Here is a 23152-nt window from a genome sequence, read left to right on the forward strand (position 1 = left end):
TCTGACGCTCCATCAGATTTCTGCGGCGCCGTCCCACCCGGGGTGTGCCGACGCCGGTCGTGCACGGGGGTGATTACAGGTCACGCCCCCGACTGGCCGAAGGAGTCCTTGTAGTCGTCCCGCTTGACCACACACAGGGCCCAGATGATGAACCCGGAGAAGGCGATCATCACGACCGACCAGACCGGGTAGTAGGGCAGGGAGAGGAAGTTGGCGATGATGATGAGGCCTGCGATCGCCACACCGGCGACGCGTGCCCAGGTCGCCGCCTGGAAGAGTCCGACGCTGACGAGCATCCCGATCACGCCCAGTGCCAGGTGGATCCAGCCCCAGCTGGTCAGGTCGAACTGGAATACGTAGTTGCGCGTCGTGACGAAGACATCGTCCTCGGCGATCGCCATGATGCCCCGGAACACGTCGAGCATTCCGGCGAGCAGGAGCATCACGGCCCCGAAGACCATCAGCCCGCCGGCCCAGCCCTGCTTTGCGGTGTGTGCGTGTGCCGTGTGTGTCGCAGTCATGGTGCTGTCTCGATTCGTGTCGTCCAGCGCCTCAGCGGCTGGAGGAGGAGCTGAGGGAGCCCGAGCCGGCGGATGCACCGGAGCCGCTCAGAACCCGGTCCTTGGCCGTGCGGAACTCCTCGTCCGTGAGGTCGCCCCGGGAGCGCATCTCGGAGAGCTTGGCGAGCTCGTCGACGCTGCTGCCACCGGCGCCGCCGCCCTTGGCGGTCTCGCGGACGTACGTGTCGAAGGCCTCCTGCTGGGCACGCGCCTGCGCGATCTCCCGGCGGCCCATGTTCTTCCCGCGGGCGATCACGTAGACGAAGACACCCAGGAAGGGCAGCAGGATCACGAACGCCAGCCAGCCCGCCTTGGCCCAGCCGCTCATGGCGTCGTCACGGAAGATGTCGACGACGATCCGGAAGAGCAGGACGAACCACATGATCCACAGGAAGAACCACAGCATGGACCAGAAGACGCTCAGCAGCGGATAGTCGTACGCGAGATAGGTCTGCGCGCTCATGTCTCTCCTCCGTCCCGGGCACCCGCCCGGCAGCCGGTTTCTGCCTCTTTCAGCGTGCGCACGGCAAGTCCGGATGACCTCACCCGGGGCGGGTGAGACCCGAGCGCGGGGCCGGCGTCCCTGGGGCCGAGGGCCGTTCACTGGCGGACGCGGCCACCTGGAGACCGAACAGGACGACGATGACGAGGCACAGGACGAGCACCACCCCACCGACCGTGGGGTGATTCCAGAACACCAGGGCCAGCGCCCCGGCGGCGATCACGGCTCCGGTCGTCCACGACCGGTGGGCGTCCAGCCGGCGTCCCGCTCCGCCCGTGTGGACTCCCGTCCTGGTCAGCGCCCGGCCCGTCGCCGCGCTGCCACGGCCCGCGAGCGCCCGCAGCCGACGGGCCACGCGGCCCGGGCCGTACAGATAGGCGGCGAGCGCCGTGATCACCGCGACGACCAGGAGGGTACGGGTGCTGTCGCGCAGGAAGCGGACGAAGGTGTCGTAGATCGCCGCGGCGGCGTCGGACGGGAGCGTGGCCGGTGGGACGGCACCGAGGTAGACGCGTCGCATGACGGCCAGCGCGACGAGCAGCACCACCGCCATGAAGCCGATGCCGGATGCCGTGATCAGCAGCATCAGCCGGTGTGCGGGCGCGGCCCACACGGCGCAGCCGGCCAGGACGACGGTCAGCACGGGCAGCCAGGTGCCGACCACGTCCAGCAGCCGCATACCGTCCTGGGCCCTGCCGAGCTGATCGGTGCGGAACAGGGTGATCGACCGGTCGCTGTCCGGGATGGCCGCGGCCTTCTCGAAGCCCGCGTCGACGAGGCGTTGCCTCACCTGGTCGACGACCGTGCCGAGGTCCAGCCTGACGGTGTCGCCCTCGGCACGCACGGCGCCGCTCCTGTCGCCGGTCAGCATGTGCACGACGGCGGCGTGGGCCCGGCGGTTGGAGCCCTCCCAGGCCTGCTGGAAGGCATCGCTGGTGATCACCCGGGTGACGTTGCGGTGGACGACGCTCGTCACGGCGGAGCGCAGCGGCCCTGCCATGGCCGTGGAGCCGGCCACGACACGTGGCGAAGCGCCGGAGTCCTCCAGTGCCTTGGTGAGCGAGGCCGCGATCGCGTCGACGTCGATGTTGGACACCACGCGGTCGGTCAACCGGTCGGTGACGACCTTCTGGACGGCCGGATCGGCAGCGAGCGGTGTGACGGTCTCGACGTACCGGTCGGTGTCGGCCACCTCGTCGTGCACCCAGGCCGCGACGAGAGCCGGCGGCGTGAGCAGCATGGTCAGCAGCAGGAGGAGAGTGGCGGCGACGCGGCGCAGGCGCCGATGGCGGACGCCGGCCGCCCGCCGCAGCCGCTGGAACTCGGCGTGCTCTTCGGCGGTCAGGACATGGGGGGCGGCCGTGGAGCCACCGGAGGCGGGCACTGCGGAGGCCTTGCTGGGGTCCATGGGTCCTTCCCCCCCTCGTGTGGGCCGACCGCCGGAGACGGCCGGTGCCGCAGGCAGGCGGGGCGGACGGCCGTGGCTCCCGCCGAGGGCGGAAACGGCCGACCCGACACCCCCACCCGATGCCGGAGGGGCCCCGCGGACCCGGTGGTCATGGCTCCACCTCGCATGATCGGCGCCGGTCCTCGACCGCCGACGATCCGTGCGCGGGGCCCCACCGAGCCAGCGTGCCCCCCGTCGTCGGCCGACGGGTCACCCCCGGCGGGTGGTCCACACCCACCGGGGTCGGGTTGGGGTGGGGTCGGAGGCCTTCACCCGGGAGGTGGAACCATGTCCACACCGACCATGTTCACGCCCGCCCTGTCGGTACAGGAAAGGGCGGCTTACGGCAGGAACGCGCGCGCACGGACGCCCCGTTCGGTCCACGGCCGGTTCACGGAGCTGCCGGAGCGGCCGGATCCCGTCGCGGTGATAGATCATCAGTCGGCCACACGGGTACCCGAGTTGGTACCGATCCGCTACGGGCGCATGCTGGAGTCGCCGTTCCGCTTCTACCGCGGAGCGGCCGCGATCATGGCGACCGACCTCGGGGCACTGCCGAACAGCGGCCTGCGGGTACAGCTGTGCGGTGACGCCCATCTGCTCAACTTCCGGCTGCTGGCCTCTCCGGAACGGCATCTGGTCTTCGACATCAACGACTTCGACGAGACGTTTCCCGGGCCCTTCGAGTGGGACGTCAAGCGGCTCGCAGCCAGTTTCGTGATCGCGGCCCGGGCCAACGGCTTCCCTGCCAAGGAGCAGAACGTAGCCGTGCGGACGTGCGTAGCGGCTTACCGGGAGCGGATGCGGGAGTTCGCCGGCATGCGCACGCTGGACGTCTGGTACGCACAGGACGACGTCGACGGGTTGCGTGAGCTCCTGGCCTCCTCGATGGACAAGAAGGCCCGGCGCCGTACCGCGCAGGCGACGGAACAGGCCCGCACCCGCACCTACATGCAGGCGTTCTCGAAGCTCACCAGGGACACCGCCGAGGGCCGCCGTATCGCGCCTGACCCACCGCTGATCACACCGCTGGCCGACCTGCAGACGGACCCGGGCGAGGAGGGCCGCGAGAAGGAACTCCAGACGCTGCTGGACGACTACGCGCAGACGCTGTCCTCGGAACGCCGGCACCTGCTGCGCCACTACCGCCTGGTCGACATGGCCAGGAAGGTGGTGGGCGTCGGCAGCGTCGGCACCCGCTGCTGGATCCTGCTGCTGCTCGGCCGGGACGACGACGATCCCCTGCTGCTGCAGGCCAAAGAGGCGCAGGAGTCGGTCCTGGCCGCCCAGACGGGCGGCGACACGTACGACAACCAGGGCCGCCGGGTGGTGACCGGGCAGCGGCTCATCCAGACGACCAGCGACATCTTCCTCGGCCACACCCACGTGGTCGGACTCGACGGGCAGGGCCGCGACTTCTACGTACGCCAGCTGCGCGACTGGAAGGGCATCGCACGGCCCGACACCATGGGGCCGGACCTGCTGAACCTGTTCGCGCGGCTGTGCGGGGGCTCGCTCGCCCGGGCCCACGCCCGCTCCGGTGATCCCGTCGCCATCTCCGCGTACCTGGGGCGCAGCGACCGCTTCGACGGGGCGCTCGTCCGGTTCGCCCAGTCCTACGCCGACCAGAACGAGCGGGACTTCGAGGCGCTGCGGGCCGCCGTGGACTCCGGCCGGGTCGCCGCGGAGCAGCTCTGACACGAGGGGGGCCGGTCACTCGGGCACCTGGCGCATCTCCACCACGCGCAGCCCGAGCGACTGGCAGCGCTCCAGCAGTCCGTACAGCTGTGCCTCGTCCACGACCGGGCCGAACAGGACGGTCTGACCGGACATCACCACGTGATCCAGCTCGGGGAAGGCCGCAGCCAGGGTCGTCGACATATGACCGTCGATGCGGATCTCGTAGCGCATGAGCTGCTCTCTCCCGCGCGACCTGGGACGCGTGGTCCGGGTCCCCTCACGCATCGTCCGTGGACGGGTGCCGGAAGGGCCTCACCCTGTGCAGGTGAACCCCGGCACCGCACCCGACCACGGGACTCAGTGCTTCAGAAAGATCTTGAACGCGATGATCAACAGGCCGAGGATCAGGTTGACCGAGGCCGTCGTGGCCACCAGCCGCCAGGCGGCGCCGGCCCGCCGGGCGGCCGCCACCGACCAGCCGATCTGACCGGCCACGGCGACACAGAGCGCCAGCCAGACGGCACCCTGGGTGTCCAGGCCCAGCAGTGGGCTGACGGCCACGGCGGCCGCCGACGGCACGGCGGCCTTGACGATCGGCCACTCCTCCCGGCAGACGCGCAGTACGACCTGCCGGTCCAGGGTCTGCCGGGCCAGACGGGCGCCGAACAGCTGGGCATGCACATGGGCGATCCAGAACACCAGCCCGGTCAGCAGGAGCAGCAGCACCAGCTCCAGGCGCGGGAACGACCCCAGGGTGCCCGCCCCGACCACCACCGAAGCGGCGAGCATGGAGCCGTAGACGCCGCCGGTGTAGTCGGCATGGGCCCGGCGCTCGGCGCGCCGCGCCCGAGCCGGGACTTGGTCGGTCCGTGCCATCGCGGCCTCCCCCGCTCAGCCCACCGGTCCGAGGGCGTCGGCCGACGCACCGGCACCCGCCTGTTTCTTCGAACCGCCCGTCCGGCCGGCCGGCAGCCCCGGGGTGACCAGGAAGCCGGCGAGGGTGATGCCGCCGGCGGCGAGGATCCCCGCCTTCAGACCGTCGAGCTGGGCCGAGGCGTACGAATCGGTCAGCGCGTCGACCTCGGAGGGCGGCAGGCCGGCCTGCTCGGCCGCGGTGCGCACCTGCTCGGTGGGGACGAAGCTGATGCCCGCCTCGAGGGCCACACTGGTCTGCGCGCGCGCCTCCTCCGACAGCTGGGGGTTGCTCTCCACCTGGGCGGTGAAGGCGTGCGCCAGGGCGCCGATGAGGAGCGAGCCGATGAGCGCGGTGCCCAGCGCGGAACCCAGGTTCTGGGCGGTGAACTGGAGCCCGCCGACCTCGCTGCGTTCCTCCTCCCCGGCGGTGGACTGCACGACGTTGCCCAGCTGGGAGGCGAGCAGGCCCATGCCCACCCCGAGTACGGCCATGGCGCCGGCGAACTGGGCGTCGTCGATGACCGGGTCGATGGTGGCCAGCAGCCACACGATCGCCGCCGTGAGGGTCAGCAGGGCCAGCCGTACCACCAGGCGCGGCCCCACTGCCCGTCCCAGCCGGGAGGCGACCGTCGAGGCCGCCAGCATGGTGATGGAGACCGGCAGCAGCCGCAGCCCGGTCTGGAAGGCGTCGAAGCCCTGCACCACCTGTAGATACAGCGGGATGGCGAAGAACAGGCCCAGGAGGATGAGGTTCTGGCTCAGCAGTGTGAGCAGCCCGGACCGAAGTGCGGGCCGGCGCAGCAGGGACAGGTGGACCAGGGGATCCTCGGCGCGGGCGTCCCGCCTGCGCTCCCAGTGCGCGAAGAGGGCGAGGACCGCCGCACCGGCGGCGACGACGAACAGCGTCGGTGCGAATCCCAGGACGGTGAAGGGCGCGTTGCGGGGCTGCACCCAGCCCCAGGAGCCGCTCTGCAGCACGCCGAGCACGCACAGCGCCAGCCCGCCCGCCGAGAGCACCGCGCCGACCGTGTCCAGCCGCGGACGCGGCCCGACCCGGGGGACCTCCACGATCGCCTTGCGGAAGAGCAGCACACCGGCCACGACGACGACCTCGCCGGCGAAGACCAGCCGCCAGGTCAGATACGTCGTCACCCAGCCGCCCAGCAGCGGGCCGACGGCGATTCCGGCGCCCGCGAGTCCGCCGATGACCCCGTATGCCACGGCCCGCTCCCGCCCGCGGTACGCCTCCGCGACGAGGGCCGCCATGGCCGGCAGCACCATGGCCGCGCCGAGCCCTTCGATCACCGACCAGCCCACCGCGAGGACCCACAGGGTGGGTGCCACCGCGGTCAGGGCCGACCCGATGCCGTAGACCGTCATGCCGAGCAGGAACACCCGGCGGCGGCCCAGCATGTCCCCGAGCCGGCCGCCGATGATCATGAATGCGGCCATGACGAGGGCGTAGAGCGTGATGACGGCCTGGATGGCGGTGACCTCGGTGTCGAAGTCCTCCACCAGTTGGCTGATGGAGACGTTCATGACCGAGGTGTCCAGCACCATCAGGAACTGGGCCGTCCCCAACACGATCAGAGCGCGCCAGTGTCTCATGGTCACCATGGCACCCGAGGACCTCCGTCGGCGCTTCGCCCATGACGGGTGAGGCGTCGGCGGAGGTCACAGCAGGTGCAGTTCGCGGGCGCGGCGCACCGCGTCGGTGCGCCGGTTCACGGCCAGCTTCCGGTAGACGCTCTTGAGGTGGGTCTTGACCGTGTTCACGGAGAGGAACAGGTCGGCGGCGATCTCCTGTGTCGACATCATCCTGGACAGCCGTTCAAGTACCTCGTGTTCGCGTTCGCTCAGTTCCTCCACCACGAGCGGCGCCGTCCGGTCCACGACCGGAACCGGCGGCGGACCCGACGTGAGCCAGCCCGCGGCCAGCTGCTGAAGGTGCGGCACCGCCAGCAGATGCCGGATCCACGGGGTGGCTTCGAGGAAGGGACGGCGCAGCCTTTCGCGCCGGGCCTCGACGAGTGCCTGCGCGACCAGTCTGCGGGCGGCGACGGGGTCGCCCGCGTCCTCCGCCGCCTGCGCCCGCACCAGTGCGGCCCGCACGGTCACCGCCGGTCCGGTCCGCCCGGCGGCGCGCACCTCGTCGAGCAGACGTACCGCCGCGGCGCGGTTCCCCGCGGCCAGCTGGACCCGGGCGGCCCCGACGGCGCCGGCCGGCTGGTCCCCGGACACTCTCCGCAGCACCTCGGCGGCGGCCTCCGGCCGGCCTTCGGCCAGGTGGGCGGTCGAGGCGACCAACGCCACATGGTCCTCCGCCCAGGGCGAGTCCATCTCGGCACGGACGTCCGGGTCGGCGGCGGCCAGAGCGGCCTTGGCGTCCCCACGCGCGAGCAGCAGGCGTGCGGACGCGAGGGAGCGGCCCACCGCTGTGACGGGGTCCCGGATCGCGCAGTCGGCCGCCTCGTCCAGGAAGGACTGGGCCTGGGCGAGTTCGTTGCGGTCCACGGCCACGGCGGCCAGGACCAGGCGCTCGATGCCGGAACCGGACCCCGCGGGCAGACCGAACCGCTCCGTCTCGGTCAGGGCCGCCAGTGCCTTGTGCTCGGCCCTGCCCGGCCAGCCGTTCAGGTAGTCGATCAGCGCCAGGTGTCCGAGGGACTCCTCGCGGGCGAGGGCGGTGGACGCCGCACGGGTGCAGCCGACCACGGTCGACAGGGCGGTGCGCGCGTGCTCGAAGCGCCCGGCCCACAGACGTGCCGAGCCCAGGTGGGTGAGGAGCAGGGCCGGGAGTTCCGGGTGTCGGTCCAGCAGGTGGGCGGGGACTTCCTGCTGTAGTCGCTCGGCCGCCTCGGCGGCTCTCTCCGCTTCCTCGGGCGAGCCGCTCAGCCTGGCCGCCAGTGCTTCCAGCAGGACACAGCTCAGCCGTGCCGCGGCCGGCCGGTCCGCGTCGGTGGCCAGCCGCTCCTGAACCTGGTGGAGATGGGCCTGCCCTCGCTCGATGTCGTTGCGGGACAGGTCGTGAGCCGCGCGGACGAGGTCGGTCGCCGGGCTGCTGGACTCGGCTTCCATGTGCGAGAACAGTTCGGTGAGTTCCGCGGAGCCCGGTCCCGTGAAGAGCTGCCCGATCGCCAGGTCGTCGACCAGTGTGCGGGCGGTGAACTCCCAGTCACCGGCTGCGGCGCCGTGTGACAGGGACTCGGGAAGGGATCCGGAGCGCCGCAGGCACCGGGCGGCCCGACGGTGGAGTTCCGGCTCCAGACCGGGGCAGCGCACGTGCAGATGCGTTCGCAGGATCTCCCCGAACAGCGGATGGAGGCGGTACCAGGTGTGTCCGAGGTCCTCGACGAAGGCGTTCTCCTCGTGCAGTCGGGCGAGGATGGGCTCGGCGTCCGTCCGGCCCGTCAGGGCGTCCACCAGGTCGGGGCGGAACCGTTCCAGAACGCTGACCCGCAGCAGGAGGTCCTGTGTCTCGGGCGTCTGGCGCTTGAGGACCTCGGCCAGCAGGAAGTCGGCGACCGCGCTCCGGCCGGCCTCGAACTCCTTCAGGTAGATCTCCGGGTCGGGGCTCTCCTGCGCGGCCAGGGCGCACAGCCGCAGGCCCGCCGCCCAGCCCCCGGTGCGGTCCACGAGCGCGGACACGGCCTGCTGTGGCAGACGCAGGCCATGCAGCTCCAGGAGGGCCGCCGCCTCCTCGACGGTGAAAGCGAGCTCGGCGTTCCGGATCTCGGTCAGGTCGCCGGCCGCCCGGTGGCGGTGCAGGGGCAGCGGTGGCTCGCTGCGGGTGACGAGGACCAGGTGCATGCCCTCCCCGGAGTGGTGCAGGACGAACTCCAACTGTTCGGCGGTCTGCGCGGCGGTCACCCGGTCGTACTCGTCGAGCACGACGAGTACCGGCCGGTCACGGGCGCTCAGTCCCGCGGCCAGGCGGGCCAGCAGCGCGTCGTCGACCTGGCCGGCCACCACGGGGCGGCCGACCTCTCCCGGCAGCGGCACACCGCGGACGCGCAGCGCCTCGAGCAGGTACGCCCAGAACATGCCGGGGCCCTGTTCGGCCATGTCCGCCGTGAGCCAGACGACCGGCAGTGCCAGCCCCTCGGCCCAGTCGGCGACGAGCATGGTCTTGCCCGCGCCGGCGGATCCGTTGACCACCGTGAGGGGCGTCAGGAGGGCACGGTCGAGATGCCTGACCAGGCGCTTCCGGCGCAGAAAGGTGGCGGGCCGGCGCGGCGCGACGAACCGGGTCCGCAGGAACGGGTCCCCGAGCGGATCGGCCCCTACGGGGGCAGGTCCCGAAACTCTCTCGACGCTCGCAGCCATAAGACTCACCGCCACTGTCTGTGATCCTGGGCAGCGCTGCTTTCACCAAGGATCTCAGTCTTCTCGCGAACGCGTATACCGCACAGGGCCCAATGGTCCCTATCGCCCGGGGTCAGGTGTCCTGCCTCACGAGCTCACCGACGCGTCGGAGCCGTTCGCCGCGCCGTGACCGTCGGTCACTCCTCGGCCGACTCCAGCACCGCCATCGCCGCGTTGTGCCCCGGCACCCCGCTCACTCCCCCGCCGCGCACCGCGCCCGCCCCGCACAGCAGCACGTTCGGGTGCCGGGTCTCGACGCCCCAGCGGCCGGTCTCCTCCTGGGCGTAGGGCCAGGCGAGTTCGCGGTGGAAGATGTTGCCGCCGGGCAGGCGCAGGTCGCGCTCCAGGTCGAGCGGGGTCTTCGCCTCGATGCAGGGGCGGCCGTCGGCGTCGACGGCGAGGCAGTCGGCGAGGGGCTCGGCGAGGTGGGCGTCGAGCTGGGCGAGGGTCGACTTGAGAAGCTCCTCGCGTACGGCGTCGTTGTCCCGGTCGAAGAGACGGGCCGGGGTGTGGAGGCCGAAGAGGGTCAGGGTCTGGTAGCCCTGGTCGACGAGGTCCGGGCCGAGGATCGTCGGGTCGGTGAGGGAGTGGCAGTAGATCTCGGAGGGCGGCGCGGCGGGCAGTTCACCGGCGTCGGCCTGGGCGTGGGCGGTGGCGAGCTGCTGGTAACCCTCGGCGATGTGGAAGGTGCCGGAGAAGGCCTCGCGCGGGTCGACCGAGCTGTCGCGGAGCTTCGGCAGCCGCTTGAGCAGCATGTTGACCTTGAGCTGGGCGCCTTCGGCGGGGTCGGGCGGGGTGTCGCCGGTCAGTTCGGCGAGCGCCTGCGGGGAGGCGTTGACCAGGACGTGGCGGGCGGTGGCGGTGCCCTCGCCGTCGGCCGTGCGATAGGTGATCTCTGCGGTTCGGCCGTCCGTGGCGATGTGCACGGCCTCGTGACCGGTGGCGAGGACGGCTCCCGCGTTCCGGGCCGCGTCGGCGAGGGCGTCGGTCAGGGCGCCCATGCCGCCGACCGGGACGTCCCAGGCTCCCGTGCCGCCGCCGATCACGTGGTAGAGGAAGCAGCGGTTCTGCGCCAGCGAGGGGTCGTGGGCGTCGGCGAAGGTGCCGATGAGGCCGTCGGTGAGGACGACGCCCCGCACGAGGTCGTCGGCGAAACGGTCCTCGATCGCGACCCCGATCGGCTCCTCGAACAGCACCCGCCAGGCCTCCTCGTCGTCGACCCGCCGGCGCAGCTCGTCGCGCGTCGGCAGCGGCTCGGTGAGGGTCGGGAAGACGCGCTCGGCGACGCGGCCGGTCATGCCGTAGAACAGCTGCCAGGCCTCGAACTCGCGGTCGGAGCCGGTGAGCCGTGCGAAGGCCTCCCGGGTGCGCCGGTCGCCGCCGCCGACGAGGAGGCCCGTCGACCGGCCGTCCCGCTCCACCGGCGTGTACGACGAGACGGTCCGGGTACGGACGCGGAAGTCCAGGCCGAGGTCGCGCACGATCTTCTTCGGCAGCAGGCTGACCAGGTACGAGTAGCGCGAGAGGCGTGCGTCGACGCCGGCGAAGGGGCGGGTGGAGATCGCGGCGCCCCCGGTGTGGTCAAGCCGCTCCAGGACCAGCACGGAGCGTCCGGCGCGGGCCAGGTAGGCGGCGGCGACCAGGCCGTTGTGGCCGCCGCCGACGATCACGGCGTCGTATGTCCGGTGTCCCTCGTGTGCGGTCATGGTTCTTGGTAACACGTGATGATCGTCAGCGGCCAGGGGTGGGGGGCGGCGGGGCCGGGAAGGGCGCAGTCCGCTGCGGTTGGGCAACGCCCTTACGGAGCGTCCCGCTGCGTGGTGCCGCCGATCGACGGCACATCCGGCGGAGCAATCAGCGCCCGCCGGTCGCCCGCTGCTGGCGCAGTACCGCGACCCTGCGGTACAGCTCGACGGCCTCGGCGCCGCGACCGAGCTGTTCCAGGCAGTGGGCCTCGTCGTTGCGGCTGGCGAGGGTGTCGGGGTGGTCGGGGCCCAGAACGCGCTCGCGGGCCGCGGCGACCCGGCGGTACTCGGTGAGGGCGTCGGGCCAGCGGCCCAGCCAGCCCAGGCCGACGGCGACCTCGCGTCGGCTGACCAGGGTGTCGGGGTGGTCGGGGCCCAGGACGCGCTCGCGGATGGCGCAGACGTCGCGGGACTCGGCGAGGGCCTCCTCCCAGCGGCCCAGTCGGCCGAGGTTGACGCCGAGGCCGTGGCGGGCGCGCAGGGTCTCGGCGTGGGTGGGGCCCTGGACCCGGGCGCGGTCCTCGATCAGTTCGCGGTAGAGGGCGAGCGCCTCGGCGCTGCGGCCGAGGCGGCCGAGGCTGATGCCGACCTCGTAGCGGGCGGCGAGGGTGTCGGCGTGGTCGGGGCCGAGGGCCTGGGCGCGGGCGTCGGCGACCTCGCGATAGGTCTGGAGGGCCTCCGGCCAGCGGCCCAACTGGCCCAGCGCATAGGCGACTTCGTAGCGGGTGACCAGGGTGTCCGGGTGCTCGGCGCCGAGGACGCGGGCGCGCGCGGCGGCCACGTCGCAGGCCATGCGGTACGAGTCCTCCAGGCGGCCGAGCCGGGAGAGGTTGAAGGCGAGGTTGTGGCGGCAGCGCAGGGTGTCGGGGTGGTCGGGGCCCATCCCGCGCTCTCGGGCCGTGAGCACCGACGTGTACACCTGGTGGGCGTCGAAGTGGCGGCCCAACTGGCCCAGTACGTACGCCATTTCCTGGCGGGCGGCGAGCGTGTCGGGGTGGTCGGCGCCCAGCGCGCGGGTCCTGGCGGCGGCCACGTGCTTGTACTCCTGCAGCGCGTCGGCGGCGCGACCCGTGCGGCTGAGGGTGAAGGCGACCTCGTAGCGGCTGGCGAGGGTGTCGGGGTGGTCCGGGCCCAGGAGGTGGGCCCGTTCGGCGGCCACCCCGCGGTGCACCTCGCCGGCCTCCGCCCAGCGGCCCAGCCGGCCCAGGCTGAGGCCCGCGTTGTGCCGTCCGGCGAGTGCGGTGATCGCCTGCTGGGAGGGGGCGGCGGGCTGGTCGGGCGCGGGTTCGTCGGCGCGGCCGGCGGCGGGCCGGGGGATCCACTCGCCGGTGAGTCCGGCCCCGGCGTCGGGAGGCGTGGTGCCGAGGCCGGCGCCGGTGGCCTTGTGGCCGGTGGTCATGCCCCGGGTCCAGGACGGCAGGCGGGCCTCGCGCGAGGTCTCCGGCGGACGCAGGTTCGGCTGCGGGGTCACGACGGTCGGCACGTACATGGGCGTCGTACGGCCCATGCTGATCCTGCGGCCCAACTCCCGGGCGTCGTGCGGGCGTTGCTCCGGCAGCTTGGCCAGCAGGTCCAGGATGACCTTCTCGAGGTACTCGGGGATCTCCGCCCGCCTGCTGCGCGGCGGCTGGGGCGGGGTGTCGCGGTGACCGACGAGGATCGCCCAGGCGTCCTCCAGGTCGAAGGGCGGGGCGCCGGTGGCGATCTCGTACAGCACGCACCCCAGCGAGTACAGGTCGCTGCGCTGGTCGACCTCGGAGCCGCCGATCTGCTCCGGGGACATGTAGTGCGGGGTGCCCATGGCGATGCCGGTGCCGGTGAGCCGGGAGGTGAAGCCGATGTCCGCGCCGAGCCGGGCGATGCCGAAGTCGCAGATCTTCACCGTGCCGTCGGTGAGCCGCATGATGTTGGCGGGCTTGAGGTCGCGGTGCACGATGCCCTGCTGGTGGGTGTAGGCGAGGGCGGCGGAGACCTGGTCGGCGATCTCGACGACCTCGCCGACGGCGAGCGGGTGGTGCTTGTTGTCCTCCAGGAGTTGGCTGAGGTTGCGGCCGTCCAGGAGTTCCATGACGAGGTAGAGGATGCCGTCGGACTCGCCGAAGTCGTGGACGACGGTCACCCCGCGGTGTTGCAGGGCGGCGGCCACGCGGGCCTCGCGGCGGAAGCGTTCGCGCAGGACTCGGGTGAAGGCCTGGTCGTGGTGCGGGCCGAGGGGTTTGAGGCACTTCACGGCGACGTGCCGGCCCAGCGACTCGTCCCGGGCCCGCCACACCTCGCCCATACCGCCCCGCCCGATCAGATCGAGCAGCCGGTACCGGCCCTGGATCAGCCTGCTGTCCCCCATCTCCCGCGATCGCCCCCGTAACTGTCCGACCCGCCCACCCCTGGCTCGTCCAGTATGGCGAGCTGTCGTCCGAGTTTGTACGGTGCCGGGCGCGAGCCGGGGCCGAGCCGTGACATGGCGCGGATGATGTGTTTGGGCGGGAGTTGCCAACGCACACGTGCGGGAACGCAGCGCAGCACGTTGCCCGTGGCACGCAGTTGCAGGGTGACGGTGTCGGGTTTCGGGGCCGGTCTGCCGTACAGCTCGTGGGCGTACGGCGGCAGGGCGGCGTACGCCAGCTGCGCCACGCGCCGCCACAGCACCTCGCGCGCCGGGACGAGGAGGGGGTGCGTCGGCGGGCGGAGCAGGAAGTCGTCCACTTCACGTGCCTCGGGCCCGGCGGCCAGTTCGGGCCGCACCTTCTCGAAGTAGGCGGCCATCTCCTCCTGGTTCGCGGGTACGGCGTCGGGGTCGAGGCCCACCAGGCGGGCGCTGACGCGGTGTTCACCTATGTAACGGTCGGCCTGCGCGTCCGTGAGCCTCAAACCCGAGCGCCGCCCGACCTGGAGATAGGAGTCGATCTCGGCGCAGTGCACCCACAGCAGCAGCTCGGGCTCGTCGACGCCGTACCGCTCCCCCGTGTCCGGGTCGGTCGCCCCGAGCATGCTGTGGATCTTCCGCACCCGGGCCCCCGCGCGCTCGGCGGCCTCGGTCGTCCCGTACGTCGTGGTGCCGACGAAGTCGGCGGTCCGCATCAGCCGGCCCCAGGCGTCCTTGCGGCCCCTCTTTTGACGATTAAACGCAGTGGAGTTCTGCATGACTCCGCGCACCGCGCGGGGATGCAGCGCCTGGAGGTAGAGCGCGCGGACGCCGGCGACCCACATCATGGGGTCGGCGTGCATCTGCCATGTGACCGACTTCGGTGTGAACAGCCCCGGATCACCCATACCGGCAGGCTAACGCCGTACCCGCGGCATCCCCAGACCGATCCACGAGATGATCTCCCGCTGGATCTCGTTGTTGCCGCCGCCGAAGGTGAAGATGACCGCCGAGCGGTAGCCGCGCTCCAGCTCGCCGTGCAGGACCGTGCCCGCCGAGCCCTCCTTCAGCTCGCCCGCCGCGCCGACGATCTCCATCAGCCAGGCGTAGGCGTCCCGGCGGGCTTCGGAGCCGTAGACCTTGACCGCGGAGGCGTCCTGGGGGGTGAGGGTGCCGTTCTGGACGGCGTGCACCATGCGCCAGTTCATGAGCTTCATCGCGTCGAGCCTGGTGTGGGTCTGGGCGAGGCGGCGGCGCACCCACGGGAGGTCGACGACCCGGCGGCCGTCGGCGAGCTTGGTCTCCATCGCCCAGCGCTGTACGTCCTGGAGGGCGCGGATCGCCATGGTGCCGTGGGCGGCGAGGGTGACGCGTTCATGGTTGAGCTGGTTTGTGATCAACCGCCAGCCCTGGTTCTCGGCGCCGACCCGGCGGGCGACGGGGACGCGGACGTTCTCGTAGTAGCTGGCCGTGGTGTCGTGCGAGGCGAGAGTGCGGATGACGGTGCAGGAGTAGCCGGGGTCGGTGGTGGGGACGAGGAGCATGGTGATGCCCTTGTGCGGCGGGGCTTCCGGGTCGGTGCGGGTCGCGAGCCACACCCAGTCCGCGGTGTCGCCGTTCGTCGTCCAGATCTTCTGGCCGTTGACGACGTATTCGTCGCCGTCGCGCACGGCCCGTGTCTTCAGGGACGCCAGATCCGTGCCGGCGTCGGGCTCGCTGTAGCCGATCGCGAAGTCGATCCGGCCGGCGAGGATCTTGGGCAGGAAGTACGCCTTCTGCTCGTCGGTGCCGAACTGCATGATCGTGGGCCCGACGGTGTTGAGCGCCATCAAGGGCAGCGGGACACCCGCCTGGGCGGCCTCGTCGAAGAAGATGAACTGCTCCATCGCGGTCAGGCCGCGCCCGCCGTACTCCTTCGGCCAGCCCACGCCGAGCCAGCCGTCGGTGCCGAGGCGGCGGATGGTCTCGCGGTAGAAGCGCTTCTGGGCGGCCGGGTCGCCGTGCCGGGCGTAGGCGTTGTCGGGCACCAACCCGGCGAAGTACGAGCGCAGTTCGGTGCGCAGCCGCTGCTGCTCGGGCGTGTATTCGAGGTGCACGGCGCCTCCAGGCTTCGCAGGCCGGTCCTGACGGCGCACACGGTAGAACGTGTTCCAGAAATTGGGAATGGCGTCGCGGACGGAAACGGGAGTAGGCGCAAAACGGCCAGGGCCCCCGGATCTCGACGGTTCCGGGGGCCCTGGCCGGTGAAGTGCTCAGTGGGCGACGGGTGTTGCCTGTGCCGCAGCGGTGGCGCGCGCCGGCTCGGGAGCCAGCACGCGCTCCGCCAGCAGTCCGAAGACCAGCCCGAAGGTGGTCCACAGGGTCGCCTGGACGGCCAGGGCCGCCAGCCGGAACTGCCAGAGCAGGGTGGCCGGGAAGGTCTTCGGAACCTCGTTGAAGGAGGGCAGGAACGCGTACGCGAGCCCGACCACGAGGAGGAAGAACGCCCCGGCCGCAAGGGTCGCGTTCCAGTTGCCCAGGCGCGGCGCGAGGCGCTTGCCGAGGATCACGGTGGCGACCGCGAGCAGGACGCTGAGCAGGACCATCAGGAAGTACAGCGAGGTCCGTTTGCCGATGGTGTCGGGGTCGCCGACGGACGGCGGGTTGGCCGGGTACTTCAGGAACGGCACGACGTACACGGCGATCAGGCCGGCGGCCGCCAGGAGCAGCGCGCTCGCGCGCGGCCCGAAGCGGCCGATGCGGCCCAGCGCGAAGCAGTACGCGAGGGCGGCGATGCCGCCGAACGCGATGCCGTAGACGAGGACACCGGTGGACAGGCCCGCGGTGGACTGCATCGTGCGGCTGACGGTTTCGACGCCGTGTTCGTGCGAGTGCGCCTCCTCGAAGGCGATGGCCGCGTCGACGCGCGGTTCACCGAGGAAGTAGGCGACGACGAGGGCGAGCAGGCCCGCGGCGAGTCCCGCGAGCATGCCACGCACCAGGAGGTTGCGGACGGTTGCCGAGTTCATGGGCTCGTACGTTCTCCCCGGCCGTCAGTGGCAGGGGAAGCCGAGCAGGTGGCGGGCGTCGTGCACCCACTCGTGCACGTCGGATCCGCTCATCACGGAAGTGGCGCCCTGCTCGGCGCCGACGAAGTAGAGCAGGACCAGCATCAGGATGCCGAAGAAGACCGCCCAGGGGACGATCGCGCCGATCGGCAGCTTCGCCGGTACGGCGGTGGGAGTGGTGGTCGGCTGAGCGACAGACTGCGCCATGGCAGGCCCTCCTGGGGAACTCGCGTCCCGTCTCGGTGGTGCAACAGGACGACGGGCGGGTCTGACTCGCCCGGCACGCACCCAGGGTGCGTGCCCGGCATACAGTGGCGCGACCGTGCCGGAATTCCACCGGCTTCCGCTGTGCCGTCGTCAATATCCACGAGAAGGTACCGCGAAGCGGGGGTGCGGCCAAGAGCGCATGAAACCGGCGTGAGCGCCCTTGGGGAGCCGTTTTCGCCGGTGGATCAAGGGACTTGAAGGGATGTCGAGCGCGGGATGGACGTATGACGAGCCGAGTGATCTTGATCTCACCCGCGATCACGGCGGCCCTCAGGGAGGCCCGCTTCGACGACGGCTGCCCCCTGGACGCCGCCGGGTTGCGGCAGGCCCGGGCGGCCGCCGGCACGCTCCCGGCGGCCGTACACACCGTGTCCTCCCCCACCGTGCGCTGCCGTGAGACGGCCGACGCGCTCGGCCTCGACGCCGTGGACGCACCGGAGTTGGCGGGGCTGGACGCGGGGCGCTGGCGCGGGGAGACGCTGGCGGAGGTGAGCGGGCGGGAGCCGGAGGCGCTGGCCCGCTGGCTGTCGGATCCCGGCTCCGCCCCGCACGGCGGGGAGCCGGTGGCGGCCCTGTGCGACCGGGTCGAGGGCTGGCTGGGGTCGGCCGTTCCGGGGCGGACCCTCGCCGTGGTCGAACCCGAGGTCGCACGGGCCGCGGTGGTGCGGGCGCTCGGGGCACCGGAGTCGGCCTTCTGGCGCACCGACGTCCCGCCGCTGACCGCCGTCGAACTCAGCGGCAGGTCGGGACGCTGGAACGTGCGGCTCGGCCGACCCCTCGGTGGCGAAGCCCCCTGAGCGTCAGTTCAGGGTGGCGAGGAAGTCCGTGCAGGCCTGGGCGCATTCCCGGCAGGCCTTCGCGCCGTCCTCGGCACCCGGCTGCGCGTCGAAGACATGCGCGCTCTCCAGGCACACGGTGCGGCACCACTCCACCTGCATGTGCAGGCCGGCCTCGTCCAGCCGGTTCTGCTCCGACAGCACTCGGCAGGTCGCGTCGCACACCTCCGCGGCCATGATGCCCTTGCGTCGTGCGAGTTCCTGGTGCTGTGTCCCGTCCGGATCCAGGAGGCTCGCGCGCAACGCACACGCGCGTGCGCAGTCGGTACACGCCTGGGCGCAAGCGAAGCGGTCCTCCAGGAACCGGAAGAGCTCCTGCTGGGTCGTCGTAGTCACAAGGGGCGGGTAGCCGGGGCCGACCGCGTCAAACACCGGGAACGACGGTCTGTCGCGGGAACGGCGTCCTGTCATTGATGGCAGGTGCACATGGAGGCCCACGCGTACGGGCCGCGGCGCACTCGGGAGCGGCCTGGTCGTGGCGGGGGTGGTGGTCGTCGCCCTCTTGCTCGGCGCGTTCTGGCTCGGCGCCCGGGTGCGCCGCCAGGAGCTGACCCCGCCCGGCCCGAAGGAGCGGCCGAGGCTGCCGGACGGCGGACCGGTGCGCGAGGTACGGGAGGGACGCGAGCCCGACGAGGTGCCCCGCGGCGATGACCGACTGACACCGCACGAGCTTCCGGGCCACGCCAACTCGCCCCCCCGGAGCGCCCGGGCGCCTGGAGCAACTGCGCACGGGCGCCGAGCCGACGTCGGGCGCCCCGGCACGGCGCCCTGGACCAAAGGGGCAAGCCCAAGGGCGACCGCACCTGAGCGCGGGCGGCGCCGGTCACCTGCTGTCGCTGCGCTCGGTGGCCTGCGCGAGTGCCGCTCGGCCCGCCTCCAGCCGGGCCGCCGGGATCCGGAACGGCGAGCAGGAGACGTAGTCCAGGCCGATCCGGTGGAAGAAGTGGATGGAGTCCGGGTCGCCGCCGTGCTCGCCGCACACGCCGGTCTCCAGGCGCGGGTTGACCGCGCGTCCGGCCCGGGTCGCCAGCTCCACCAGACGTCCGACGCCTTCCTGGTCGATCGAGTCGAACGGCGACACCGCGAAGACGCCCTTCTCCAGGTACAGCGGGAAGAACGAGGCCTCGGCGTCGTCCCGGGAGAGACCCCAGGTCGTCTGGGTGAGGTCGTTGGTGCCGAAGGAGAAGAAGTCCGCGGCCTCGGCGATGCGTGCGGCGGTGAGCGCGGCTCGCGGCAGCTCGATCATCGTGCCGATGGGACAGTCGAGTTCGGTGCCGGTCTCGGACGCGACCTCGGCGAGGACGCGTTCCGTCTCGGCGCGGGCCAGGCGGAGTTCCTCGACCGTGCCCACGAGCGGAATCATGATCTCGGCCTTCGGGTCGCCACCGGCGCGCAGACGGGCCGTGACCGCTTCGGCGACGGCACGTACCTGCATGGCCATCAGGCCGGGCACGGCGAGGCCCAGCCGTACTCCGCGCAGGCCGAGCATCGGGTTCTGCTCGTGCATGCGCTCGACGGCGGCGAGGAGTTCACGGTCACGCGGGTCGGGGTCGGCGGCCTCGGCCAGGCGTACGGCGAGTTCCGTACGGTCGGGCAGGAACTCGTGCAGCGGCGGGTCAAGGAGTCGGATCGTCACCGGCAGCCCGTCCATGGCCTCGAGGATTCCGGTGAAGTCCGCGCGCTGCAGCGGCAGCAGGGCCGCGAGGGCCGCCTCGCGCGCGGTGTCGTCGCGGGCCAGGATCATCGCCTCGACCAGCGCCCGGCGTTCGCCGAGGAACATGTGCTCGGTGCGGCACAGGCCGATGCCCTGTGCGCCGAGGCCGCGGGCGCGGGCCGCGTCCTCGGGGGTGTCGGCGTTGGCCCGGACCTGGAGGCGGCGTACGGAGTCGGCGTGGTCGAGCGCGCCGAGCACGGCCTCGGTGAGCGGACCGGCCGCGGCGCGGGTCTCCAGGGCGCGGCCGACCTCGGACACGGTGAGCGGGAGCTCGCCGAGGTGGACGGTGCCCGCGGTGCCGTCGACGGAGACCGTGTCACCCTCGCGTACGACCACTCCCGACGGGGTGGTGAAGCGGCGGCCGGCCGGATCGACGGCGAGGGTCTCGGCGCCGCACACGCACACCTTGCCCATGCCCCGGGCGACGACGGCGGCGTGGCTGGTCTTGCCGCCCCGGCTGGTGAGCACCGCCTGTGCGGCGATCATGCCGGGCAGGTCGTCGGGGGTGGTCTCCCGGCGGACCAGGACCACGTGCTCGCCGGTGGCGGCACGGCGTACCGCCTCGGCGGAGTCGAAGACGACGGCGCCGACGGCCGCGCCCGGTGAGGCGGGCACACCGTGGGCCAGCGGCTGGTCGGTGGCCTTCACGTCGAAGCGGGGGAACATCAGCCGGGTCAGTCCGGCGCCGTCCACCCGGGTCAGCGCCTCGTCGGCGGTGATCGTGTTCTCCTCGCGCAGGTCGTGGGCGATGCGGAAGGCGGCCTCGGCGGTGCGCTTGCCGACGCGGGTCTGCAGGATCCACAGCTTGCCGCGCTCGACGGTGAACTCGACGTCGCACAGGTCGCGGTAGTGGCTCTCCAGCGTGCGCAGGTGGTCGCCGAGTTCGACGTAGGCGCGCGGGTCGAGAGTCCTGAGCTCGCTGAGGGGCAGCGCGTCGCGCACGCCGGCGACGACGTCCTCACCCTGCGCGTCGGGCAGGTAGTCGCCGTACGTGCCGCGTTCGCCGGTGGCGGGGTCCCGGGTGAAGGCGACGCCGGTGCCGGAGTCGTCGCCCAGGTTGCCGAAGACCATCGCCTGGACGTTGACGGCGGTGCCGAGGTCCTCGGGGATGTGTTCGCGGTGCCGGTAGACGTGGGCGCGCTCGGTGTTCCAGGAGTCGAAGACCGCACGGACGGCGCGGGAGAGCTGCTCGGCCGGGTCCTGCGGGAAGTCCTCGCCCGTCTCCTTGCGGATGATCTCCTTGAACTCCTCGGTGATCAAGGCGAGTTCGCTAGTGTCGAGGAGGTGGTCGTCGGCCACCGCACGCCGGGCCTTGTGTTCGGCGATGGCCCGCTCGAACAGGTCCGAGTCCACGCCCATCACGGTGTGCCCGAACATCTGGATGAGCCTGCGGTAGGAGTCCCAGGCGAACCTCTCCTGCCCGGAGGCCTTGGCCAGCCCGGTGACGGACCGGTCGTTGAGCCCGATGTCGAGGATGGTCTCCATCATGCCGGGCATGGAGAAGCGGGCACCCGAGCGGACGGACACCAGGAGGGGGTCCTCGGGCGCGCCGAGGGTGCGGCCCATCGCCCGCTCCAGACCGGCCAGGGCACGGGCCGCCTCGACGCCGAGTTCGGGCGGCTCCTCACCCGTGGCCAGGTAGACCTTGCAGGCGTCGGTGGTGACGGTGAACCCGGGCGGCACCGGCAGGCCCATCCTCGTCATCTCGGCGAGACCGGCGCCCTTGCCTCCGAGCAGGGCGGCCATGTCCCGGCCGCCCTCGGCGAACGCGTACACGTACTTCGTCGGCTTGCTCATGTCGGCCTCTCACTCGTGGGGTACGACGGCCACGGGACAGCCGACGTGGTGGATGGCGGCGTGCGCGACGGGGCCGGTGCGCGGGCCGGCGGGCCGTTCGGTGATCCGGCGGCCGACGACGAGCAGGCCCGCTCCCGAGGCGGCCCGTACCAGCACGGACTGCGGGCGTCCCTCGGTGACGGTCTCGACGACCTCGACCTCGGGGTACTTCTCGCGCCACACCTCGAGGACGGCGTCCAGGAAGCCGCGCCATTCCACGGCCCGCTCCGGAGGGTCCACCAGGGCGACGTCGCCGGGGCCGAGCCCGATCGCGGACGGCTGCTGCCAGGCGTGCACGGCCCGCAGGCGTGCCCCGCGCGAGCGGGCCGCCTCGAAGGCGAACTCGATCACCTCGTCGCACGGGTCGCCAAGGTCGATACCCAGGACGACGTCCCGCTGTCCGGTATCGACGGATCCGCTTGTGCCGTCGTCCGGAAGGTGCCCGTCGGTCCCCTCCTCGGCGGCCCGGACGAGGACGACGGGCCGGGTGGCCCGTGCCACCACGCCCAGCGCGACCGAACCGACCAGGAATCCGGTGAATCCGCTCAGTCCGCGCGATCCGAGCACCAGGATGTCGGCCTGTCCGGCCGCCTTCAGCAAGGCTCCGGTCGCCGGGCCCTCGACCTGCTCGTCCTCCAGGCGGACACCGGGGCAGTGCCGGCGGATGCGGTCCTCCGCCTCGCGCAGCGACCGCCGCGCGAGGTACCGCTGGGCAGCGGTGGCGATTTCGCCGTCCTGCCGACGGGGATGCCAGTTCCAGGCGTGCACGAGCCGAAGTGGCCGGTCCCGGCGTACCGCCTCATGGGCGGCCCACTCCGCGGCGGCGTAGCTCTCGGCCGATCCGTCGACTCCGGCCATGACAGGCGCAAGCATGATGCGCACCTCCAGCGCTCGGTCTGCTCCTCACCGCCAGCGTCGTCCCGCGCCCTACCGGTGGGTATGGGCCGCCAGGGTTCGAACCCGGGCCCGTTCGGCCCCTGCGTTCGCCGGGCCCGCACCGGGAGCGTGGAATGCCCACGGCCCGGAAGGCGGCATGCCATGCAGCGAGAGATCATCGCCGGAGTCGACCGGTCCGCGCGCAGCCGAGCCGCCGCCGACTGGGCAACCCGGGAGGCGCTGATGCGCGCCCTGCCCCTGCGCGTGGTGCACGTGGCACCGCCGCAGTCCCTGGACCCGGTGGAGCAGTGGCCGTACCGCCCCACGGCCGTGGCGGACCACGTGGTGGCCGAACTCGTCGAGCGGCACCCGGCCCTGCGGTTGCGGGGCGAGAGCCTCACCGGAGCTCCGGTTCCGGTCCTGCGCGCCGCGAGCAAGGATGCCGAGCTGGTCGTGCTCGGCCGACGCGGCGAAGGGGGCGGAGCCGGGGTCGCGCTGGGGTCGACGGCGGCCGCGCTCGCCCTGGACTCGGCCGGGCCCGTGGTCCTGGTGCCGGGCGCGTCGCCCGACGAGGGTCCGCCGCGCTCGTCCGCCGGGGTGGCCGTGGGGATCGACGTCCGCGATCCGGCCGGCGCCGCGCTCGACTTCGCCTTCGAGGAGGCCCGGTTGCGCGACGCCCGGTTGCACGCGGTGTACGCCTGGAGACTGCCCGCGCACGCCGTCGCCTCGCCCTTCCCGGTCCTGGAGGAGGACCGTGCCACCTGGGAGGACCAGGAGGTGCAGCTGCTGTCCGACGCGCTGCGGCCGTGGCGCACCCGGTACCCGGACGTCGAGGTGCTGGAGGACGTCGTGCTGTTCACCCCGGCGGAGGCCCTGACGCACGCCTCCGAGGGCGCCGAACTGGTCGTGGTCGGGCGGCGGTCCGCTCCGGACGCCGTGTTCCGGGAGCTGCTGGAGAACTGCCGGTGCCCGCTCGCCGTCGTCCCCGCGTGACTCCCGG

Annotated in this window: 19 protein-coding genes, 1 pseudogene and 1 riboswitch; of the genes and pseudogenes, 4 read left to right on the forward strand and 16 right to left on the reverse strand. The window is 72.4% G+C overall.

The window, feature by feature from the left end; all coding sequences use genetic code 11:
- Nucleotides 1–80 precede the first annotated feature (80 nt).
- From ACQEWB_RS02430 to ACQEWB_RS02440, 3 genes are all read right to left on the reverse strand, one after another.
- Nucleotides 81–521: a DUF7144 family membrane protein gene (locus tag ACQEWB_RS02430; RefSeq protein ID WP_432826490.1), complete on the reverse strand. Its 441-nt coding sequence runs from the start codon at nucleotides 519–521 to the stop codon at nucleotides 81–83.
- 31 nt (nucleotides 522–552) lie between these two features.
- Nucleotides 553–1023, reverse strand: coding sequence for an SHOCT domain-containing protein (locus ACQEWB_RS02435; protein ID WP_432826492.1), 471 nt, complete (start codon nucleotides 1021–1023; stop codon nucleotides 553–555).
- Nucleotides 1024–1102: 79 nt separating this feature from the next.
- Nucleotides 1103–2470 (reverse strand): hypothetical protein, encoded by a 1368-nt coding sequence (locus tag ACQEWB_RS02440; protein ID WP_432826494.1) that lies wholly within the window; start codon nucleotides 2468–2470, stop codon nucleotides 1103–1105.
- Between the two features lie 327 nt (nucleotides 2471–2797).
- On the opposite strand from ACQEWB_RS02440, the gene ACQEWB_RS02445 reads away from it, so the two are divergent.
- On the forward strand, nucleotides 2798–4207 hold the full coding sequence (locus ACQEWB_RS02445; RefSeq protein ID WP_432826496.1) for a DUF2252 domain-containing protein: 1410 nt from the start codon (nucleotides 2798–2800) through the stop codon (nucleotides 4205–4207).
- A gap of 15 nt (nucleotides 4208–4222) precedes the next feature.
- Here the strand turns inward: ACQEWB_RS02445 and ACQEWB_RS02450 are convergent, their stop codons facing one another.
- From ACQEWB_RS02450 to ACQEWB_RS02495, 10 genes are all read right to left on the reverse strand, one after another.
- Complete coding sequence (locus ACQEWB_RS02450) at nucleotides 4223–4420, reverse strand: hypothetical protein (protein ID WP_432826498.1); 198 nt, start codon at nucleotides 4418–4420, stop codon at nucleotides 4223–4225.
- A gap of 126 nt (nucleotides 4421–4546) precedes the next feature.
- On the reverse strand, nucleotides 4547–5065 hold the full coding sequence (locus ACQEWB_RS02455; RefSeq protein ID WP_432826500.1) for a hypothetical protein: 519 nt from the start codon (nucleotides 5063–5065) through the stop codon (nucleotides 4547–4549).
- Between the two features lie 15 nt (nucleotides 5066–5080).
- Nucleotides 5081–6712: an MFS transporter gene (locus tag ACQEWB_RS02460; RefSeq protein WP_432826502.1), complete on the reverse strand. Its 1632-nt coding sequence runs from the start codon at nucleotides 6710–6712 to the stop codon at nucleotides 5081–5083.
- 66 nt (nucleotides 6713–6778) lie between these two features.
- Nucleotides 6779–9430, reverse strand: coding sequence for a LuxR C-terminal-related transcriptional regulator (locus tag ACQEWB_RS02465; RefSeq protein ID WP_432826504.1), 2652 nt, complete (start codon nucleotides 9428–9430; stop codon nucleotides 6779–6781).
- 176 nt (nucleotides 9431–9606) lie between these two features.
- Nucleotides 9607–11175: a phytoene desaturase family protein gene (locus ACQEWB_RS02470; RefSeq protein WP_432826506.1), complete on the reverse strand. Its 1569-nt coding sequence runs from the start codon at nucleotides 11173–11175 to the stop codon at nucleotides 9607–9609.
- A 148-nt stretch (nucleotides 11176–11323) separates the two neighbouring features.
- Nucleotides 11324–13558 carry a tetratricopeptide repeat protein gene (locus tag ACQEWB_RS02475; protein WP_432826508.1) on the reverse strand — a complete coding sequence of 745 codons (2235 nt, stop codon included), beginning with the start codon at nucleotides 13556–13558 and terminating at the stop codon, nucleotides 11324–11326.
- Nucleotides 13540–14484: an oxygenase MpaB family protein gene (locus tag ACQEWB_RS02480; RefSeq protein WP_432826510.1), complete on the reverse strand. Its 945-nt coding sequence runs from the start codon at nucleotides 14482–14484 to the stop codon at nucleotides 13540–13542. Before ACQEWB_RS02480 ends, ACQEWB_RS02475 begins: the two co-directional genes overlap by 19 nt.
- A gap of 9 nt (nucleotides 14485–14493) precedes the next feature.
- Nucleotides 14494–15672, reverse strand: coding sequence for an acyl-CoA dehydrogenase family protein (locus ACQEWB_RS02485; protein WP_432826512.1), 1179 nt, complete (start codon nucleotides 15670–15672; stop codon nucleotides 14494–14496).
- Nucleotides 15673–15828: 156 nt separating this feature from the next.
- Nucleotides 15829–16584: a CbtA family protein gene (locus tag ACQEWB_RS02490; RefSeq protein WP_432826514.1), complete on the reverse strand. Its 756-nt coding sequence runs from the start codon at nucleotides 16582–16584 to the stop codon at nucleotides 15829–15831.
- A 24-nt stretch (nucleotides 16585–16608) separates the two neighbouring features.
- Nucleotides 16609–16830, reverse strand: coding sequence for a CbtB domain-containing protein (locus tag ACQEWB_RS02495; protein WP_432826516.1), 222 nt, complete (start codon nucleotides 16828–16830; stop codon nucleotides 16609–16611).
- Nucleotides 16831–16865: 35 nt separating this feature from the next.
- Nucleotides 16866–16995: riboswitch (cobalamin riboswitch) on the reverse strand.
- A 119-nt stretch (nucleotides 16996–17114) separates the two neighbouring features.
- On the opposite strand from ACQEWB_RS02495, the gene ACQEWB_RS02500 reads away from it, so the two are divergent.
- Nucleotides 17115–17687 (forward strand): histidine phosphatase family protein, encoded by a 573-nt coding sequence (locus ACQEWB_RS02500; RefSeq protein ID WP_432826518.1) that lies wholly within the window; start codon nucleotides 17115–17117, stop codon nucleotides 17685–17687.
- Nucleotides 17688–17690: 3 nt separating this feature from the next.
- Here the strand turns inward: ACQEWB_RS02500 and ACQEWB_RS02505 are convergent, their stop codons facing one another.
- A complete protein-coding gene (locus ACQEWB_RS02505; RefSeq protein ID WP_432826520.1) occupies nucleotides 17691–18062 on the reverse strand; it encodes a ferredoxin in 372 nt (123 codons plus the stop codon).
- A gap of 73 nt (nucleotides 18063–18135) precedes the next feature.
- Here ACQEWB_RS02505 and ACQEWB_RS02510 point away from each other — a divergent pair.
- A pseudogene (locus ACQEWB_RS02510) lies at nucleotides 18136–18414 on the forward strand (DUF6479 family protein); the annotation flags it as partial.
- Between the two features lie 135 nt (nucleotides 18415–18549).
- Here ACQEWB_RS02510 and ppdK read toward each other — a convergent pair.
- Nucleotides 18550–21237 carry a pyruvate, phosphate dikinase gene (ppdK, locus tag ACQEWB_RS02515; protein ID WP_432826522.1) on the reverse strand — a complete coding sequence of 896 codons (2688 nt, stop codon included), beginning with the start codon at nucleotides 21235–21237 and terminating at the stop codon, nucleotides 18550–18552.
- 9 nt (nucleotides 21238–21246) lie between these two features.
- A complete protein-coding gene (locus ACQEWB_RS02520; protein WP_432826524.1) occupies nucleotides 21247–22149 on the reverse strand; it encodes a universal stress protein in 903 nt (300 codons plus the stop codon).
- 165 nt (nucleotides 22150–22314) lie between these two features.
- Here ACQEWB_RS02520 and ACQEWB_RS02525 point away from each other — a divergent pair, with 165 nt between their 5' ends.
- Nucleotides 22315–23145, forward strand: coding sequence for a universal stress protein (locus ACQEWB_RS02525; protein WP_432826526.1), 831 nt, complete (start codon nucleotides 22315–22317; stop codon nucleotides 23143–23145).
- Nucleotides 23146–23152: the final 7 nt, after the last annotated feature.

This window comes from Streptomyces sp. CA-249302 (assembly GCF_050936785.1).
Lineage (GTDB): Bacteria > Actinomycetota > Actinomycetes > Streptomycetales > Streptomycetaceae > Streptomyces.

Excerpts from the sequence above, each read along its gene's own strand:
- ACQEWB_RS02430 (WP_432826490.1), bottom strand. The coding sequence starts at position 521 with ATGACTGCGACACACACGGCACACGCACACACCGCAAAGCAGGGCTGG.
- ACQEWB_RS02435 (WP_432826492.1), bottom strand. The coding sequence starts at position 1,023 with ATGAGCGCGCAGACCTATCTCGCGTACGACTATCCGCTGCTGAGCGTC.
- ACQEWB_RS02440 (WP_432826494.1), bottom strand. The coding sequence starts at position 2,470 with ATGGACCCCAGCAAGGCCTCCGCAGTGCCCGCCTCCGGTGGCTCCACG.
- ACQEWB_RS02445 (WP_432826496.1), top strand. The coding sequence starts at position 2,798 with ATGTCCACACCGACCATGTTCACGCCCGCCCTGTCGGTACAGGAAAGG.
- ACQEWB_RS02450 (WP_432826498.1), bottom strand. The coding sequence starts at position 4,420 with ATGCGCTACGAGATCCGCATCGACGGTCATATGTCGACGACCCTGGCT.
- ACQEWB_RS02455 (WP_432826500.1), bottom strand. The coding sequence starts at position 5,065 with ATGGCACGGACCGACCAAGTCCCGGCTCGGGCGCGGCGCGCCGAGCGC.
- ACQEWB_RS02460 (WP_432826502.1), bottom strand. The coding sequence starts at position 6,712 with ATGAGACACTGGCGCGCTCTGATCGTGTTGGGGACGGCCCAGTTCCTG.
- ACQEWB_RS02465 (WP_432826504.1), bottom strand. The coding sequence starts at position 9,430 with ATGGCTGCGAGCGTCGAGAGAGTTTCGGGACCTGCCCCCGTAGGGGCC.
- ACQEWB_RS02470 (WP_432826506.1), bottom strand. The coding sequence starts at position 11,175 with ATGACCGCACACGAGGGACACCGGACATACGACGCCGTGATCGTCGGC.
- ACQEWB_RS02475 (WP_432826508.1), bottom strand. The coding sequence starts at position 13,558 with ATGGGGGACAGCAGGCTGATCCAGGGCCGGTACCGGCTGCTCGATCTG.
- ACQEWB_RS02480 (WP_432826510.1), bottom strand. The coding sequence starts at position 14,484 with ATGGGTGATCCGGGGCTGTTCACACCGAAGTCGGTCACATGGCAGATG.
- ACQEWB_RS02490 (WP_432826514.1), bottom strand. The coding sequence starts at position 16,584 with ATGAACTCGGCAACCGTCCGCAACCTCCTGGTGCGTGGCATGCTCGCG.
- ACQEWB_RS02495 (WP_432826516.1), bottom strand. The coding sequence starts at position 16,830 with ATGGCGCAGTCTGTCGCTCAGCCGACCACCACTCCCACCGCCGTACCG.
- ACQEWB_RS02500 (WP_432826518.1), top strand. The coding sequence starts at position 17,115 with ATGACGAGCCGAGTGATCTTGATCTCACCCGCGATCACGGCGGCCCTC.
- ppdK (WP_432826522.1), bottom strand. The coding sequence starts at position 21,237 with ATGAGCAAGCCGACGAAGTACGTGTACGCGTTCGCCGAGGGCGGCCGG.
- ACQEWB_RS02520 (WP_432826524.1), bottom strand. The coding sequence starts at position 22,149 with ATGCTTGCGCCTGTCATGGCCGGAGTCGACGGATCGGCCGAGAGCTAC.
- ACQEWB_RS02525 (WP_432826526.1), top strand. The coding sequence starts at position 22,315 with ATGCAGCGAGAGATCATCGCCGGAGTCGACCGGTCCGCGCGCAGCCGA.